The organism is Lactobacillus sp. C449L (assembly GCF_059900815.1).
The window spans coordinates 121,097-138,575 of the sequence record NZ_JBWXGA010000001.1; the positions used below are offsets into that span (position 1 = coordinate 121,097).

12 protein-coding genes are annotated in these 17,479 nt (G+C 37.1%); 11 read left to right on the forward strand and 1 reads right to left on the reverse strand.

Translation table 11 applies throughout. The features are described from left to right. Positions 1-13: 13 nt before the first annotated feature. The 3 genes from AC2JF9_RS00645 to AC2JF9_RS00655 all read left to right on the forward strand — a co-directional run bounded on the left by AC2JF9_RS00645 (position 14) and on the right by AC2JF9_RS00655 (position 4,569). Positions 14-1,600 (forward strand): PTS system mannose/fructose/sorbose family transporter subunit IID, encoded by a 1,587-nt coding sequence (locus AC2JF9_RS00645; RefSeq protein WP_500724740.1) that lies wholly within the window; start codon positions 14-16, stop codon positions 1,598-1,600. Positions 1,601-1,621: 21 nt separating this feature from the next. Continuing rightward, positions 1,622-2,821: a M20 family metallopeptidase gene (locus AC2JF9_RS00650; protein ID WP_500724742.1), complete on the forward strand. Its 1,200-nt coding sequence runs from the start codon at positions 1,622-1,624 to the stop codon at positions 2,819-2,821. 842 nt (positions 2,822-3,663) lie between these two features. After that, entirely contained in the window at positions 3,664-4,569 is a 906-nt protein-coding gene (locus AC2JF9_RS00655) for an ROK family protein (RefSeq protein ID WP_500724743.1), read from the forward strand. 31 nt (positions 4,570-4,600) lie between these two features. Here AC2JF9_RS00655 and AC2JF9_RS00660 read toward each other — a convergent pair whose 3' ends face one another. Further along, positions 4,601-5,506, reverse strand: coding sequence for a LysR family transcriptional regulator (locus AC2JF9_RS00660; RefSeq protein ID WP_500724744.1), 906 nt, complete (start codon positions 5,504-5,506; stop codon positions 4,601-4,603). A 108-nt stretch (positions 5,507-5,614) separates the two neighbouring features. Here AC2JF9_RS00660 and vprA point away from each other — a divergent pair, with 108 nt between their 5' ends. From vprA to AC2JF9_RS00700, 8 genes are all read left to right on the forward strand, one after another. Beyond that, complete coding sequence (gene vprA / locus AC2JF9_RS00665) at positions 5,615-7,072, forward strand: vinyl phenol reductase (protein ID WP_500724745.1); 1,458 nt, start codon at positions 5,615-5,617, stop codon at positions 7,070-7,072. 257 nt (positions 7,073-7,329) lie between these two features. Then, on the forward strand, positions 7,330-8,055 hold the full coding sequence (gene pyrH / locus AC2JF9_RS00670; RefSeq protein ID WP_500724746.1) for a UMP kinase: 726 nt from the start codon (positions 7,330-7,332) through the stop codon (positions 8,053-8,055). Next, positions 8,055-8,612: a ribosome recycling factor gene (gene frr, locus AC2JF9_RS00675; RefSeq protein ID WP_500724747.1), complete on the forward strand. Its 558-nt coding sequence runs from the start codon at positions 8,055-8,057 to the stop codon at positions 8,610-8,612. Before pyrH ends, frr begins: the two co-directional genes overlap by 1 nt. Before the next feature lie 3 nt (positions 8,613-8,615). Continuing rightward, positions 8,616-9,350: an undecaprenyl pyrophosphate synthase gene (uppS, locus tag AC2JF9_RS00680; RefSeq protein ID WP_500724749.1), complete on the forward strand. Its 735-nt coding sequence runs from the start codon at positions 8,616-8,618 to the stop codon at positions 9,348-9,350. Between the two features lie 11 nt (positions 9,351-9,361). Continuing rightward, positions 9,362-10,159: a phosphatidate cytidylyltransferase gene (locus AC2JF9_RS00685; RefSeq protein WP_500724750.1), complete on the forward strand. Its 798-nt coding sequence runs from the start codon at positions 9,362-9,364 to the stop codon at positions 10,157-10,159. A gap of 9 nt (positions 10,160-10,168) precedes the next feature. After that, positions 10,169-11,425, forward strand: a complete 1,257-nt coding sequence (gene rseP / locus AC2JF9_RS00690) for an RIP metalloprotease RseP (protein ID WP_500724751.1) — start codon at positions 10,169-10,171, stop codon at positions 11,423-11,425. 36 nt (positions 11,426-11,461) lie between these two features. Further along, entirely contained in the window at positions 11,462-13,162 is a 1,701-nt protein-coding gene (locus AC2JF9_RS00695) for a proline--tRNA ligase (protein WP_500724752.1), read from the forward strand. 5 nt (positions 13,163-13,167) lie between these two features. Continuing rightward, on the forward strand, positions 13,168-17,475 hold the full coding sequence (locus AC2JF9_RS00700) for a PolC-type DNA polymerase III (protein ID WP_500724753.1): 4,308 nt from the start codon (positions 13,168-13,170) through the stop codon (positions 17,473-17,475). Positions 17,476-17,479: the final 4 nt, after the last annotated feature.

The following is a 17,479-nucleotide window of genomic DNA, read 5'->3' on the forward strand; positions in this document are numbered from 1 at the left end:
AGGAAGTGAAATTATGACTATTATACAAGCAATTATACTCGGAATTCTGTTTTGCTTTTGTCGTATGGGAATTCTGTATACTTGGCCGAAAAATATTGTCTTGTTTGGTGCATTGCTAATTGGAATTGTTTTAGGTGACGTGCCCCGAGCTATGATAATTGGAGCAGCCATTCAAGCTCTTTATATTGCTGTTATTCAACCTGGTGGAAATATTCCGTCTGACCAAGTATTAGCGACATTCGTTGCTGTCCCCTTAGCTTTGGTTTCTCATATGTCACCAGCTGTGGCAGTCAGTTTAGCAGTCCCGGTAGGCTTATTAGGAGTTTTGCTAGACTATATTCGTAGAACAATTAATGCAGTATGGATACACATGGCCGATAGCTACGCTGAAAAAGGGAATGCCAATGGTGTTATGCGGGCTCACTTACTATACCCGACTCTGTCACTGGTTTTTATTTATATTATACCAGTTACATTGGCAATTTATTTAGGTCCTAACGCAGTTAGTCGCTTTATGGCCGTCTTGCCAAATTGGATTATGGAAGGCTTGAAAGTAACTGGTAGTGTTTTGCCAGCATTAGGATTTGCGATTACAATTTCAGTTATTGGGCGCAAAGACTTGATTCCTTACTTCATTTTTGGCTTTTTCTTTTGCCAGTATGCTTCACAAGTAAACATGATTGCCATGTCACTGTTTGGTGCGTTTTTGGCTTTTCTACATATCACGTTTACTAAAACCAAGGTTAAAGATTCTGAAGAAAACGCTGAAAATAATAAAATTGTCAATACTGAACAAAAAGTACTGTCTAAGAAGGATATTGTAAAATCTTGGATGCTCTGGTTGGGTACTTGTGAATTATCCAACTCATATGAGCGTTTGCAGAGTTTGGCTTTTGCGGCAAGTCTTTCTCCCATATTAAAACGGCTTTATAAAGATGATAAGGATTTATCAGCGGCTTTAAAAAGACATTTGACTTTCTTTAATACCGAAGGGATTTGGGGAAGTTTGATACATGGTGTTGTAATTTCTATGGAAGAACAAAAGTCGCAAGGTGCAGAAATATCAGATGAAATGATTACAGGTCTGAAGACTGGAATGATGGGTCCTTTAGCTGGCATTGGTGATACCATCGATTGGGGAACAATTAGACCGATTGTAGTAGGATTATTTTTACCGTTAGCTTCTGCTGGGAGTTGGGTTGCTGGCATTGGTCCATTTGTTATTTGTAGTGCAATTTCAACAGTTCTTAGTTATTATCTTTGGAATTTTGGCTACAAGTTTGGTAAAAGAAGCATTTTACAAGTTTTGAAAAATGGAAGAATCAACCAATTTATAACTGCCGCAGGTGTACTCGGAATGTTCATGATGGGGGCTTTATCTTCACAATATGTTAAATTATCACTTAAACCTAAAGTAATGATTGGAAAAACGCTGCAACCAATTCAATCTTATGTTGATCAGATTATTCCTGGTTTGTTACCATTTGCAATTGTCTTTTTGATTTACTACTTAATTACCAAGAGAAAGGTTAAATATACTACAGTTTTACTAGGAGTTCTAGCTTGCTCGCTTATAGGTGCTGCAATCAACTTATTTTAAATTTAAAAAGGAACGATATTAATGAAAGCAGAAATTACTTCAGAAATAAATCATAAGGTAGATGAGCTTCAGAATGGTTTATTTGCATTAAGTCAAGATATCCACGACCATCCGGAACTCGGTTATCACGAGTTTGAAACAGTCAAAAAAATCAAAGATTATTTACAAACTCAAGAAGTTAAACTGCAAGATAATTTTTGTGATATTCCAACAGCTTTTGAAGCTACATTTGTTCAAGGAAAGCCTGAATATCATTTTGCCGTACTAGCAGAGTTTGATGCTCTGCCAAAAATTGGGCATGGTTGTGGACATAATATTATTGCAACAGCTGCTATTGGTACATTTTTGGCTTGTCGTCAAGCGATGAAAAAGTTTAACATTGCTGGAAAAGTATCGCTGATTGGTAGTCCAGCTGAAGAAGGTGGTGGTGGAAAGATTAAATTACTTGAAAGAGGAGCCTTTAAAGATGTTGATGCTTCGTTAATGGTTCACCCAAGTTCTGGCACAACGCGCATTGCGGGGAGATGCACGGCAACGTATAATTTAGAAATAGAATACGTTGGCCTGGCTGCTCATGCTGCTAGTCAGCCTTTTAAAGGGCATAATGCCTTAGATGCAGCAAATTTGTTTTTTGTTGCGATTGGACTATTAAGGCAACAGCTAACTTCTGATGTTAGATTATCTGGGATTATAAATGATGGTGGCGATGCTACAAACATTATTCCTGAGCGCACAAAAATTAGCTTTAGCTTGCGTTGTATGGAAGAGAATGAATTAAAAGACTTGGTCCAAAAAGTTAAGAATTGCGTTCAAGGAGCAGCTATAGCTACAGGGTGTGATGCAAACATTACTGAAAAGCCTGGATATGGGGCTAGAGTATACAATCAAACTTTAGGCGACATTTGTCGAAGATCGCTAGAGGATTTAGGAGAACCTGTTTTGCCAGGCTTTCCCGATGATTATGGTTCAACTGACTTTGGTAACGTTAGTCAAATCATGCCCACTACTAATCCATATTTCAGCCTCCATAAGACTAGAACATCTTTGCATACAGCAGAATATGAAAAGCTAAGTGGCACTGATATATCTCATAAAGCAATTTCTCGATCTGCTAAAGCTATGGCGAGAACGATTATTGAGTGCTTTGTGGATAAGAACTTAATGGAAAGAGTTTTGGAAGAAAAGAACACTGTTAATGATGTGAATATAAGACCGCGTTAGTTTCGAAAGATATTTATAAATTAAAAATAACTTGATAATCGAGCTCTTATTCTTATGGATAGGAGCTCTTTTGTGCTTTAATAATGTCGATTAATTTGCAATTAAAGGCGAAAATAACGTAAGTTTATTTTGCTCATTGGGTGATTTTAAAATTTTAATTCGATTATAATTGAATATACTATATTGAAATACAAGAAGGTAAAGATTGCTTTCATCAGTACGTCAACGACTGGCGTATTTCTTAAGGTCTTTTCCCCTTCCAAACAAAAAGCTGGTTTTTGAAAGAATCGCACCTTCGAGACGACGAAAGTGTTGACCTACTTGTTGAAAAACATGATACCTTCCACATAAGGCCTAACTGAAAAAAATGTTTGCCATCATTTTCTAACCACTCTTCTGTGAATAAAGAAATTAACGCTTGGAAAGAGGACATCAAGATGATTCTACTCAAGAACTGAGCAAGGAGATGTTTAATTTTTTGAATATAGAGATAAAGTTGCAAACTGGTTCCATCGTGAAACTCATAGGTTACTGTGCTTTTAAAGATCTAACAGTGATTAGTTACGAATACTGTAAAAAAGTAAACTAAGCACATAGATGATGATCGTAACGAATCAGGAAATTTCTTCAGGATTCATATAATGACTGTGTTCAAGAATTAGAATCAAGTCACGCACAGACTTTTGGTCGAAACGCTGGAAAACAACTAAAGAAAAAATAAATTCAGTTAAAGCAACTCTCTAATTAAGTTATAATTTTAAGCGTAAAAAGTACTTTATTATAGCCAATTGATAAAGTGCTATTCAAAAATGTATAACTAGAATTTTTGGTGAAGAGTTAGTATGAAGATTTATTTAAGTGTTGATATTGGTGGGACAGAGATAAAGTTTGCGCAAATAGATGCGTTAGGAAACATTCGAGAGAAGGGTAAAGTAAGTACTCCGGATAACAGAGTGGATTTTCTCGATAAAGTTGATCGAATTGTTAAGAAGTATTCCAGGGATATAGAAGGTCTTGCAATTTGTGCCCCAGGTAAAATTGAAGACACGACTATCAGGTTTGGTGGGGCAATATCTTTTCTTGATGGGATTGATTTTGGAAGAATTTATCAAACTGAAAATTTCCCCGTAACTGTAATCAATGATGGTAAAGCTAGCATTCTTGCTGAAAGCTGGCTTGGTAGTCTAAAAGATGAAAAGAACTGTGCAGTACTAACTTTAGGCACCGGAGTTGGTGGTGGTATTATTGCTGATGGTCATCTTTTACAGGGTGCTCATTATCAAGCTGGTGAAATGAGCTTTATGATTTGTAATGTTTCTGCTCCTAAAAACATGCAGGGTAGCGTTGGCCGACTTTGCTCTGCGGTACGTTTTGTTAAAGAAATAAATCGTAAACTGGCTTATGCGGAAGAAAATGACGGTGTTCATGCTTTTGAAGCAATTAAAAATAAAGTGCCTAGGGCAGTTGAAATTTTTGATGAATATTGTCTATCCATTGCGACATTAATTCTCAATATGCAAACTGTAACTGATCCAAGCAAAGTTGCTATTGGAGGCGGAATAAGTGCTCAGCCAATTCTAATTGAAGGAATTAACCAAGCATATGATCGACTAGTTAATGAATATAATTCGATTATTGGCTCAACTTTAATTAAGCCTAAAATTGTAGCTGCCAAATATAGAAATGAGTCCAATTTATATGGCTCGTTATACAATTTGTTGTTGCAAACAAGAAATAAAAGAATTTAACTCACAAAATCCATTCATGCTGAATGGATTTTTATTTTTCCGAATTTAAAAAATCATCAATTAGGTTAGCTTTCTTACTACGCCTTTTGTAAATTGCTTGAACCCTATATTTTTGTGTAATTCTATTGTTGTCAAGGCTATCTAGAGGTAAATATTTAATTTTTGAGTTTGGCGGAGATGTACGTTGTACTAATTCGTCAGGATAATAGGCATGTGCTTGATTGGTGGCAACTAGTATTTGCATCTGCTCAATTGTTGATACACGTGCAACTGGGATATTTCGGTAACTTTCCGGCAGCGTTGCTAAAAAAGCGTGCTTTAAATAATTGGTTTTTTCAGGACCATAATAAAGCATTGGCTTTTCGCTTAAAGCGGATAAAGGAAAAGCGTTTTTTTTACTTAATGGATTAAGTTTGCTGACGCCTATTATCATAGTGCTTTGAAATACACTTCTATTGGTAAGATTGTTAGTTAAAAACTCCTGGGACCCGTAGTCTAAAATAAAAGCTAAATCTAGAATCCCCAATGATACATCGGATATCAAATGTTCAATATTTTCTTCAGTTATTTTAAATTTAACTGAAGAATCTTTTTTATTGAATTGATAAATTTTGTGAAGCACTAATGTTCCTTCGAACGGAGAAAAGTATCCAACTTTTATTTCTTTATAAGTTGCTGACGTTTGATGTCTCAGCGAATTAATCTCGACCGAAAAACTATGCATTAGGTCTTTGGTTTTTAAGAAAAAAGCTTCTCCTTGTTCAGTGATAGAAATTTTGTTTATACCGCGTTCAAACAGCTTAAAGCCGAGTTCATCTTCAAGCTTTTGCATTGATTGAGAAACTGCTCGTTGACTGATGTATTGCACTTCTGCAGTCTTTTGAAAGCTACCGGTTTCTACCACGGTGAGAAAAGTACTTAGCTGATTAAAATTCATTATTAGACGAACTCCTATCTTCGGCTGACGAAATAGATTATACCTATAATTATATGTTGTAAGCAGATACAATTAAAGCAAAAATTAAATTTCAGGAGGTTATTATTTATGGTTATATCAAGGTTGAATGAATACGATGTAGTTGTTGTAGGATCTGGTGCTGCAGGTCAAGCAGCTGCGCTGACAGCCGTTGAAAGCGGAAATAGTGTTTTAATGCTAGAAAAAGGTCGCCACACTGGTGGTTCGGCAAATTACAGTGAAGGATTATTTGCAGTAGGCTCTTATCTTCAGAAAGAGAAAGGCATTGATGTTTCAACTATAGATGTTCTAAAAGAAGAAGTTGAGTATTCTAATTTTAAAGCTGACTCCAGAATTTGGCGTAGATACTTAGATACCAGTGCTGAAAACGTTAAATGGCTTCACGATGAAGGTGTTGAATATGAAGGAGTCCAAGCAATGGGGGCAGGAGAAGCAACCTGGCACATCTATAAAGGATACGGTGATGGTGCGATGCACAGCGCTTTGGAACCAAAGTTTAAAGAACTCGGTGGCGAACTTTTAACTTCAACTTCTGCTATAAATTTAGAAGTTGATTATGATGGTAATAAGAAAGTAACTATTCGAAATGAAGTAAATGGCGATATTGATACTATCACTGCTAAAGTAGTAATTCTTGCTTCAGGAGGCTACTTAAATAACGACGAAATGATGGCTAAAGAAACGAACTATGATTTATCTAGAATGATCACCGTATCTTGTGGAAAGGGTACTGGAGATGGTTTGAGGCTGGGCTGGCATGTTGGTGGTCAGAAATACGGAATGGGCACCGCGATGCTATTTGGAGGCTATTTGAAAGATTCAGGAGAACCATCATTTAAGATGATGAGAAGTCAGATGAATGTTGCAGCTGGACAACAACCACTTTTATGGGTAAATGAAAACGGCGAAAGATTTGTTGATGAATCCGTTGTTTATAACTTCTCGTATGCTGGTAATGCTTTATATAGTCAAAACAAGGTCTACAGTATTTTAGATACTAAGAACATCGAAGAAATGGCTGAAAAAGGGAACTTTATGGGTCTTGGCGTTTATATTAAGCGTGGGCATAAAATGGATAAACTTCAAACTGAAATAAATGATGCAGTTCGTCAAAAAAAATCTTTCATTTTTAAAGCCAATACGATTGAAGAATTAGCCGAAAAAATGAATCTGTCAAAAGAAACTCTTGTCAATACAATTAGTGAATATAATGGCTACGTTGATGCAGGAAAAGACAAGGTTTACGGAAAAGAGAGTAAATTCCTTAGAAAAGTTGAAAAAGGCCCATTTTATGGCTTTGAACTATCTATTGGCGCATTTTGTACTCTGGGTGGTTTAAGAATAACTCCAAATAACGAAATTGAGGATGAAAAAGGTAAACCAATAGAAGGTGTTTATGCTACTGGAAATGATGCCGCCGGATTAATAGGCGACACGTACGGCCCTAACATGCCAGGAACTTGTGCTGGATATGCTTTTTATTCAGGTAGAAATGCAGCACGACATGCTCAAAAGTACTTAAAGTAGTTTAATTAAAAGTCCCTGCTTCAATGTAGCAGGGTTTTTTGTTAGAAAAAAACTAAAGCCGGTTGAAATGGTTGGGTGAAATATAGTTTTTAAAACGTAAACTAACCAAATTACATTAAATGCATGCTAATTAGTTTGAACAATTTACCGAAAAATCGCTTACTAATTTTTTAATAAAATTTCCGTCTTTTATTTTGTTAATCTACATTTGACTTCTTTATATGTTAGAATAATTGAAGTTAATAGAGGAGGGTGTCATGACTCAAGTTAAATATAAGCGAGTTGTTTTAAAGATTTCTGGAGAAGCATTGGCTGGCGATAATGGAACCGGGATTGACCCAACGGTTATCAGCCATTTAGCTGAAGAAATTAAGTCAGTTCACGATTTAGGAGTTGAAATCGGTATTGTCTGTGGCGGCGGTAACATGTGGCGCGGCGAAACCGGTGAAAAGCTTGGTATGGAACGTTCACAAGCTGACTATATGGGAATGCTTGCCACCATCATGAACGGTTTAGCGCTTCAAGATGGTTTGGAGCATGTTGGTGTCCCAACTAGACTGCAAACCTCAATAGAGATGAGGCAAATTGCTGAACCATACATAAGAAGAAAAGCAATCCGCCACTTAGAAAAGGGTCGAGTAGTAATTATGGGCGGAGGAACAGGTAATCCATATTTCTCAACCGATACTACTGCTGCTCTACGAGCTGCTGAAATTGGGGCCGATGTCATTTTAATGGCTAAAAATGGTGTTGACGGGGTTTACTCCGCTGATCCAAAAATTGACCCAAGTGCTAAAAAATATAATGAACTGACCCAACTTGATGTTATTTCGAAAGACTTAAAAGTTATGGACCGAACCGCTAGTTCGCTATCGATGGATACAAATATTCCGCTAATCGTTTTCAACGTCAATACTGAAGGCAACATCAAAAAGGTTGTTGTTGGAGAAAACATCGGAACCGTGATCGAAGGAGGCAAATAATGAATAATGAAGTAATATCTAAAGCAAAAAAAAGTATGGATAAGTCGGTTACAGTTTTTGAAAACAATTTAGGCTCAATTCGTGCAGGAGTGGCCAATGCTGCTTTACTTGATGGCGTTAAAGTTGATTATTACGGAGCCCCAACTCCCCTTACTCAAATGTCAAGTGTAACTATTCCGGAGCCGCGCGTACTTTTGATTACTCCATATGATCAAAATAGTGTGGATGACATTGAACATGCTCTTTTAGCGTCAAATTTAGGGTTAACCCCAGCTAATGATGGAAAAGTTATTAGATTGGTTATTCCGCAATTAACTGGTGAAAGACGTCAGGAAATTGCTAAAGAAGTGAATAAGTTGGCTGAAGAAGGCAAAATTGCCATCAGGAACATTCGCCGTGATGCGATGAACAGCTTAAAAAAGCAACAAAAAGATGACGAAATCACTGAAGATGAGCAACGTAATCTTGAAAAAGAAGTTCAAAAAGTAACTGATCAAGCTACTAAGAAGGTTGATGAACTTGCCGAACAGAAGCGTAAAGAAATTACTCAAGGCTAACTGATGGCAGCGAATAAAAATCAATTAAATCACCTTGCGATTATTATGGACGGTAATGGTCGTTGGGCAACTAAGCAAGGAAAACGACGCATTGCTGGTCATTACGAGGGCATGAATAACGTCGAACGAATTACTTTAGCTGCTGATGAACTTGGAATAAAAGTACTTTCTTTATATGCTTTTTCCACTGAAAACTGGGCTCGTCCTAAAGAAGAAGTAGCTTACCTGATGAATTTACCGGTTCGCTTTTTTGATAAGTTCATGCCAACTTTATTGGAAAAAAACGTTAAAGTTAATATTATGGGTTATTTAAATGAATTACCTCCTAAAACTTATGAAGTAGTCCAGCGCGCAATGGCACAAACAGCCAATAATACGGGCTTAGTTTTGAATTTTGCCTTTAATTATGGTTCCAGAAGCGAAATCACTTCTGCTGTTAAAGAAATTGGTAAGCAAATTGAAACTGGCGCTATTTCAAGTAATCAAATTGATGAGGAAATGATTTCTAGTCGGTTAATGACAGCTAGCTTTGAACAATACCGGGATCCGGACTTATTAATAAGAACTTCTGGAGAGCAACGTATTTCTAATTTCATGCTTTGGCAGCTAGCATATTCTGAACTGGCATTTAGTCCGAAAAACTGGCCAGATTTTACAAAAGAAGACCTTCAAAACTTTGTTATTGATTTTCAAAAGCGTCATCGCCGTTATGGTAAATTAGATGAATCGGATAGTTAGGTAGTTATTTTATGAAACAACGTGTAATCACTGCAGTTATTGCTTTAATTTTATTTATTCCAATCGTTATTGCTGGTGGTCTTTGGATGGACTGGCTAACCGTTGCCTTTGCAGCAGTGGGTATTAGTGAGATTTTCTTAATGAGGAAGCAAATATTAGTTTCCGTTAACTTTTTACTTGCTCTTTTGGCAACCATTACTTGGGCTGTTCCAGACAATTTTATTAAGGGAATGCCATTTCATTGGACAAAGTATGGTATTTATTTTGCATTAATTATGATGATGCTCACTTGGACGGTTTTATCAAAAAATAAGACAACCTTTGATGACGTTGGAGTTTATACCCTTGGCTCACTTTACATTGGTACAGGTTTCCACTATATGGCAAGCATTCGAAATAGTTCTAATGGTTTAGCGCTTCTGTGCTATGTTTTCGTGGTCGTTTGGTTAACTGATACCGGAGCTTATATGATTGGTAGAGAAATTGGCAAGCACAAACTATGGCCGGTAATTAGTCCTAACAAAACCTGGGAAGGCTCAATTGGCGGTACCGTTTGTGCAGTAATTTGTGCGGCTATTTACGTATATTTTGTTAAAGTCGGTTTTCCCTTATGGCAAATGCTAATTTTTGCCTTTGTTCTTTCAATTGTGGGGCAAATGGGAGATTTGGTCGAGTCAGCATATAAACGCTTTTATGGCGTGAAAGATTCAGGAAAAATTTTACCTGGTCATGGCGGTATTTTAGATCGTTTTGATAGTATGCTCTTTGTTCTTCCAGTTTTTGCAGCATTACTTGGAATTGTACATTAGGAGAACTCCATGAGAGGTATACTAATTTTTTTAGTTGTATTCGGCTTGCTAGTTTTTGTTCATGAATTTGGGCACTTTATCGTGGCAAAAAAGAGTGGTATTTTAGTGCGTGAATTTTCAATTGGAATGGGACCTAAACTTTTTCAGGTTAGACGTAATCCAACTACCTACACTATTCGCTGGCTTCCACTTGGTGGTTATGTTCGTTTGGCAAGTAAGGATGACGAAACACAACTTGCAGCTGGCATGACTGTTATTTGCCAACTAAATAATCAAAATGAAGTGGTTAGAATTGATGCATCTGAGTCGGATATACCAATTGAAGGAATTCCAATCCAGATTACAGAAGTTGATTTAGTAGATGCTTTATTTATCAAGGGTTTTGAAAATGGTGATGACGAAAAACTAGTTACTTATTCCGTCAACCATGATGCAACTGTTATCGATCAATCAAAAACAGAATTAATCATTGCTCCGCGCGATACGCAGTTTCAAGAGGCAAATGTATGGCAGAAACTTGCGACAAATATTGCTGGCCCCATGATGAATATCATTTTGGGTTTTGTTGTCTTTATGATTTGGACATTTACTATTCCTGGTCCAGCGACTACAACTATTGCAACTGTTGTTTCTGGATCGCCAGCAGAAACAGCTAAGATTGAGCCAGGCTCAAAAGTTATTTCAATTAATGGACATAAAACAACCACTTTTGACGAGATTTCCAACCAAATCGATTTAAGTAAAGGTAAAGATCTCAATATTCTTTTAGCCAAAAATGGTCAAGAAAAAAGTGTCAAAGTTCGACCCAAAGCCGTTAAGATTCAAAAACAGACTGTTTATCAAATCGGTATTAAAGCTAAAAGCGATAATAGTTTTATTGCAAGAGTGAAGCGGGGTTGGGATACTTCGGTGTCAACTACCGGAATGATATTTAATGCCCTTGGAGGCTTAATTAGCCACTTCAGTTTAAACAAACTATCAGGTCCAGTTGGAATTTATTCACAGACCTCGCAAGTCTCGCAAATGGGTTTTTCATATTTGCTAGCTTTTTTAGCAATGATTTCAATTAACTTAGGTATTGTGAACATGGTTCCGATTCCTGGCCTAGATGGTGGTAAATTTCTATTAAATATCATCGAAATATTCCGTGGTAAACCAATTTCTGAAGATCATGAAGCTATGGTTGAACTAGTTGGATTTGGCTTATTGTTACTATTAATAATTGCCGTTACCGGCAACGATATTTATCGCTATTTCATTAAGTAAAAAATGTAAAAATTGTTTTTTCTGGGAGAAAATTTAATGCGTCAATCTAAAATATTTATGCCTACTTTAAAAGAAGCACCAGCTGATGCTGTTGCGGAAAGCCACAAACTAATGCTTCGTGGCGGTTATATCCGCCAAGTTACGGCAGGAGTTTACGCATATTTGCCGTTAGGCTACCGTGTTTTAAACAAAGTCGAAAAGATAATGGAAGAAGAAATGGCTAAAATCAACGTGCCTGAAATGGCAATGCCTGAACTATTGCCTGCTACTTTGTGGGAAGAGTCTGGTCGTTGGCAAAAATACGGTCCAATAATGTTTCAGTTAAAGGATCGTCATGGTCGTTTAAGCCTTCTAGGTCCAACGCATGAAGAAACCTTCACTGAAATTGTGGCAAAGAATTTAAAGAGCTATAAACAAATGCCAATTGCTCTTTACCAAATTCAAACTAAGTTTCGTGATGAGAATCGCCCGCGCTTTGGTCTGTTAAGAACTCGTGAATTTATCATGCTTGATGCATATAGTTTCGCGGCGACTACTGAACAACTTGATAAACAATTTGAAGATGAAAAACATGCATTTGAAGCTATATTTCATCGTTGCGGCGTGAAAGTTACACCAGTAATTGCCGATTCAGGAACAATGGGAGGTAGAAATTCCACTGAATTCCAAGCACCTGCTGCAATAGGAGAAGACACAATTGCAACAAATGAGACGAATACATACTCAGCCAACTTAGAAATGGCTGCTAGTGTTGATACATTTAAGCAGGATCCTGAAGAACTCAGTGAACTAGAAGAAGTCGCTACTCCGGAACAAGAAACAATTGCTGATTTGGCTAGCTTTTTACAAGTACCCGAAACTAGAATTGTTAAGAGTGTTCTTTATGTGGTAAATGAAACAGAACATGTTTTAGTTTTAATTCGAGGTGACAAGCAAATTAATGAAATTAAGCTAACTCATTTTCTTAATGCTGATTCCTTGCGTGTCGCTACTGATGACGAACTTGCAAAAGCAACTGGTGTTGGCAAGGGCGGAGTTGGTCCTGTGAATGCCGACTGGGCTGATAAGATCATTGCTGATAACACGGTTAAAAATCTCTATAATGTTATTGTAGGAGCAAATAAGCAGGATACTCAGTTTAAGAATGCCAATTTGAATCGTGATTTTAAAGTTAGCGAATTTGGCGATTTGCGTGTTGCCGCTGAGGGTGAGCCTGACCCAGTTGATCATTTGCCATTACAATTCACTACTTCAATTGAAGTCGGTCATATTTTTAAACTGGGTACTTATTACACTAAAACGATGGGGGCAAATTTCTTAGATCAAAATGGTAAAGCTCAGCCAGTGATCATGGGTTCGTACGGAATTGGCGTAACGCGAGTTTTATCAGCTGCAATTGAGCAGCACTTAACTAAATTTGGAATTGCTTGGCCAAAAGAAATAGCGCCATTTGATATTCATATCGTGCAAATGAAAATGAACGATGATACGCAATTAAAATTAGCTGAGCAACTTGAACAAAAGTACAGTACTGATTATGATGTAATATATGATGATCGAAAAGAAAGGGCAGGAGTTAAATTTGCTGATGCTGATTTACTTGGTGCTCCAATTCGAATCACAATTGGGAAAAAAGCTGTTGAAGGAATCGTTGAAGTTAAGCGTTCGACAGATGAGAAAGCTGTTGAAATGACATTAGCTGAACTAGATGATTTTGTTACTAAAGAGTTAGGATAATTTTCGTGACTGATAAAAACGAACTTTTCTTACGACTTTTACAACAAATCCATTTTCCAGATCAATTTGAGGATAATGATTTATTGCAAAAAGGCGAAATTGAGAACGTGGATGTATACGCTAACGAACATAAGTGGGATATCCATGTTCTTTTTACTACACCCCTTAAATTTGAAACCTATGATGCTTTGAGCAAAGCAATAAAAGCTAACTTTTCTTCTTTTGTGGAAGTGAGCCTTTTTGTGCGAACTGAAGACGGGCTTGATGCATATTTAACTGATTATTGGCAATATGCTGTTCAAAATTCTGAGATACTACAACCTGTTGCTCGTGAGTTTATTTCTAGTCATAAACCTAAAAAAGAAAATGGTCGCTGGATTATTCCGGTTGATAACCTGGTAGTTGACGGTCTAATTGAACAAAAGCTACTCGACCAGCTAGCTGAAGAAATGAGAGATTATGGCTTTTTCAATCTCAAATTCGTTACTGAAATTGACGAAGTAAATTCTCAAAGTAATTTAGATAGTTTGGAACAGCTTCACGAACAACACGAGCAAATTATGCAGGAAGCATATAATACTGCTCCAATCAAAGAAAAGCCACAATCTCAGATCTACCCAACAAAGAAAACACGTTATGGAAACCGTAAACTTGATGAAAGCTTGCCAATAACACAAATTAAGGATGTTGTTGACGGCACTACTAATGTTGTTATTGAGGGTAATATTTTTAATATAGACTCTCGAGAACTAAAAACCGGTACAGTAATTTATACTGGAGAAATTACTGATTATACTGATTCAATTTCATTCAAAAAATTTATTTCAGATAAGGACCAGTTAAAGAGCATTAGTGAATTAAAACCGGGTTCATGGGCGAAAATGCAAGGCTCTGCTACAGAAGATCAGTGGAGTCATGATGTTGTTTTTAATATTTCGAGTTTTGAGTCGGTTCAGCATGTTGGTCGCCAAGAAAAATATGAAGATGATGAAAAGCGAGTTGAACTACATCTTCACACTAATATGAGTCAGTTGGATGCCACTAATACAGCAACTGATTTTGTTCTGGCAGCTAAAAAGTTTGGGCAAAAAGCAGTTGCTATCACGGACCATGCTGATGTTCAAGCATTCCCTGAAGCATACAATGCGGGCAAAAAAAATGATGTAAAAATTGTTTATGGGCTTGAAGCAAATATGATTGATGATCATGCTCTTTTGGTTCTCAATCCTGCTCCAATGAAATATGAGGACCAAGAATTTGTGATTTTTGATGTCGAAACCACCGGGCTTTCTTCCGTATACGACACAATTATTGAAATTGGCGCCGTAAAAATGAAGAACGGTGAAGTAATTGAGCGGTTTGACAAGTTTATTAATCCACATCACCCGTTGAGCGAACAAACTATTAATCTGACTTCAATTACAGATGAAATGGTTAGTTCAGCCGATAACGAAGATACTGTCATTAAGCAGTTTCAAGATTTTTATGGAGACCGCCCTTTATGTGGTCATAATGTTCAATTTGACGTTGGTTTTATTAATGCGGCCTTACGTCGGGCAAATTTAGCGGAAATAACGCAACCGGTGGTTGATACGCTGGAAATATCTCGCTTACTTCATCCTGAACAAACTCGTCATACATTGGATTCACTTGCCAAAAAGTATAATGTAGTTCTTGAACACCATCATCGCGCAAATCAGGATGCTGAGGCTACTGGCTATCTAATGTTCAAATTGCTTGAGGCTTTTACTAAAAAGTACGATGAAGATGATCTTGGAAAAATGAACGATTATGCTGCCCATGGCAAAGTTTTCCAAAGAGCGCGACCGCAGCACATGACCATTTTGGCCAAAAACCAAGCCGGTTTAAAGAATATGTATCGTCTTGTATCAATTGCAAATACAAAATATTTTTACCGCATTCCGCGTACGCCAAAGTCAGATTTAGTTAAAAATCATCAAGGTTTATTATACGGATCTGGTTGCGCGGAGGGTGAAGTTTTTGTAGCTATGATGCAAAAAGGCTATGAAGAAGCACGCAAAAAGGCTCGATTCTATGATTATATTGAAGTGCAACCTCCGGCAAGCTATGCTGAGTTAATTGAAGACCATTTAATTTCTGACGAGGCTGAACTTAAAGAAATCCTGACCAACATTTATAAACTAGGAAAAGAACTGGAAAAACCTGTTGTAGCAACTGGTGATGTGCATTATTTAGAAGAGCATGATGCAATTTACCGTACCATTTTAATTTCAGCTCAAAGAAGTAACCCTGATCGTAATAAAAAGCAACCTGATTTGCATTTTTATACTACGCAAGAAATGTTAGACGCCTTTAGTTTCTTAGGTGAAGCAGCAGCTAAAGAAATTGTAATTACCAACCCAAATAAGATTGCCGAATCTGTTGAGGAAATTTCTCCGATTAAAGATGGGCTCTATCCGCCACACATCGAAAACTCTGATGAAGAGATGAAAAAGCTAACCTATGACAAAGCATATGAACTATATGGCAAGCCACTTCCTAAAATCGTTCAAGATCGTTTAGATATGGAACTAAACTCAATTATTTCTAACGGTTATGCTGTTATTTACTTAATCTCGCAAAGGCTAGTTGCGAAGTCAAATAAAGATGGATATTTAGTTGGTTCGCGAGGCTCAGTTGGTTCAAGTTTGGTAGCTACCATGTCCGGTATTACGGAAGTTAATCCGCTAGCACCGCATTATCGTTGTCCTGAATGTAAATATGTTGAATTTTTTGAAAATGGTGAATATGGTTCTGGCTACGATTTACCTGATAAAAAATGTCCGAAATGTGGGACTGATTTAGTTAAAGATGGACAAGATATTCCGTTTGCTACGTTCTTAGGTTTTCATGGAGATAAAGTACCTGATATCGATTTGAACTTTTCTGGAGATTATCAGCCAGTTGCCCATAACTTTATTCGAGTAATGTTTGGTCCAGGTAATTCGTATCGAGCTGGGACAATTGCAACAGTTGCTGACAAAACTGCATACGGTTACGCAAAACATTATGATGATGAAAAAGAACTTAATCTGCGTAAAGCAGAACTTGATCGTTTAGCGGCTGGTGTCAGTGGTGTTAAAAGAACAACAGGTCAACATCCAGCAGGAATTGTCGTTGTACCTGATGATATGGATATTTATGATTTTACTCCTGTTCAATATCCTGCTGATGATACTAATGCGGCTTGGAAAACAACCCACTTTGATTTCCATTCAATTCACGATAACATCTTAAAATTTGATATTCTTGGACATGATGATCCAACAATGATTAGAATGCTACAGGATTTATCAGGTGTTGATCCACTTACTATTCCAACCGATGATCCTGGAGTAATGTCGCTATTTTCAAGTCCAAAAATTCTTGATGTTACTCCGGAACAAATTCAATCGGAAACTGGCACTTTAGGCGTACCTGAATTTGGAACCAGATTTGTTCGGGGAATGCTCGAAGAAACGAAGCCGACCACATTTTCTGAATTATTGCAGATTTCTGGATTATCACATGGTACTGATGTTTGGCTTGGTAATGCAGAAGAATTAATTAATAACGGAACTTGCGTATTAAAAGACGTTATTGGTTGTCGGGACAACATCATGACAGACTTAATTCACTGGGGCGTTAAACCAGAAGTGGCCTTTTCCACAATGGAATCGGTACGACATGGACGAGGTATCAGTGATGAAGACATGGAAGTTTTAAAGCAAAACGATAAAATACCTGACTGGTATATTCAATCTTGTCTCAAAATCAAGTATATGTTCCCAAAGGCACATGCAACTGCCTATATTTTGATGGCTTTAAGAATTGCTTGGTTTAAAGTCTATTATCCTGAAATATATTATGCTGCTTACTTCTCAGTTCGTGCTGACTTGTTCGACCTGGTTGCGATGAGTCATGGTAAGAACACGGTTAAAAAAGCCATGGCCGACATCCAAGGAAAAGGAAACGATGCGACTGCTAAAGATAAAAGTTTGTTAACTGTTTTGGAGATAGCTAACGAATGTTTGGAACGGGGAATTAAGATTAAAATGGTGGATATTAATGAGTCAGAAGCTATGAATTTCAAAATTCTGGATGATCACACGATTTTAGCTCCATTCAATGCTGTTCCTGGTCTTGGTAATAATGCTGCCAAACAAATTGTTGCTGCCAGAGGTGAACAGGCATTTTTATCAAAAGAGGATTTGGCAAATCGAGGCAAAGTATCGCAAACAATTATGGACTACTTGGAAGAAAACGAAGTTTTAGAAGGGATGCCAGATCAAAATCAGCTTTCTCTTTTCTAAAATT

What these genes read in the sequence shown, in the direction of transcription:
- AC2JF9_RS00645 (WP_500724740.1), top strand. Translation starts at nt 14, where the DNA reads ATGACTATTATACAAGCAATTATACTCGGAATTCTGTTTTGCTTTTGT.
- AC2JF9_RS00650 (WP_500724742.1), top strand. Translation starts at nt 1,622, where the DNA reads ATGAAAGCAGAAATTACTTCAGAAATAAATCATAAGGTAGATGAGCTT.
- AC2JF9_RS00655 (WP_500724743.1), top strand. Translation starts at nt 3,664, where the DNA reads ATGAAGATTTATTTAAGTGTTGATATTGGTGGGACAGAGATAAAGTTT.
- AC2JF9_RS00660 (WP_500724744.1), bottom strand. Translation starts at nt 5,506, where the DNA reads ATGAATTTTAATCAGCTAAGTACTTTTCTCACCGTGGTAGAAACCGGT.
- vprA (WP_500724745.1), top strand. Translation starts at nt 5,615, where the DNA reads ATGGTTATATCAAGGTTGAATGAATACGATGTAGTTGTTGTAGGATCT.
- pyrH (WP_500724746.1), top strand. Translation starts at nt 7,330, where the DNA reads ATGACTCAAGTTAAATATAAGCGAGTTGTTTTAAAGATTTCTGGAGAA.
- frr (WP_500724747.1), top strand. Translation starts at nt 8,055, where the DNA reads ATGAATAATGAAGTAATATCTAAAGCAAAAAAAAGTATGGATAAGTCG.
- uppS (WP_500724749.1), top strand. Translation starts at nt 8,616, where the DNA reads ATGGCAGCGAATAAAAATCAATTAAATCACCTTGCGATTATTATGGAC.
- AC2JF9_RS00685 (WP_500724750.1), top strand. Translation starts at nt 9,362, where the DNA reads ATGAAACAACGTGTAATCACTGCAGTTATTGCTTTAATTTTATTTATT.
- rseP (WP_500724751.1), top strand. Translation starts at nt 10,169, where the DNA reads ATGAGAGGTATACTAATTTTTTTAGTTGTATTCGGCTTGCTAGTTTTT.
- AC2JF9_RS00695 (WP_500724752.1), top strand. Translation starts at nt 11,462, where the DNA reads ATGCGTCAATCTAAAATATTTATGCCTACTTTAAAAGAAGCACCAGCT.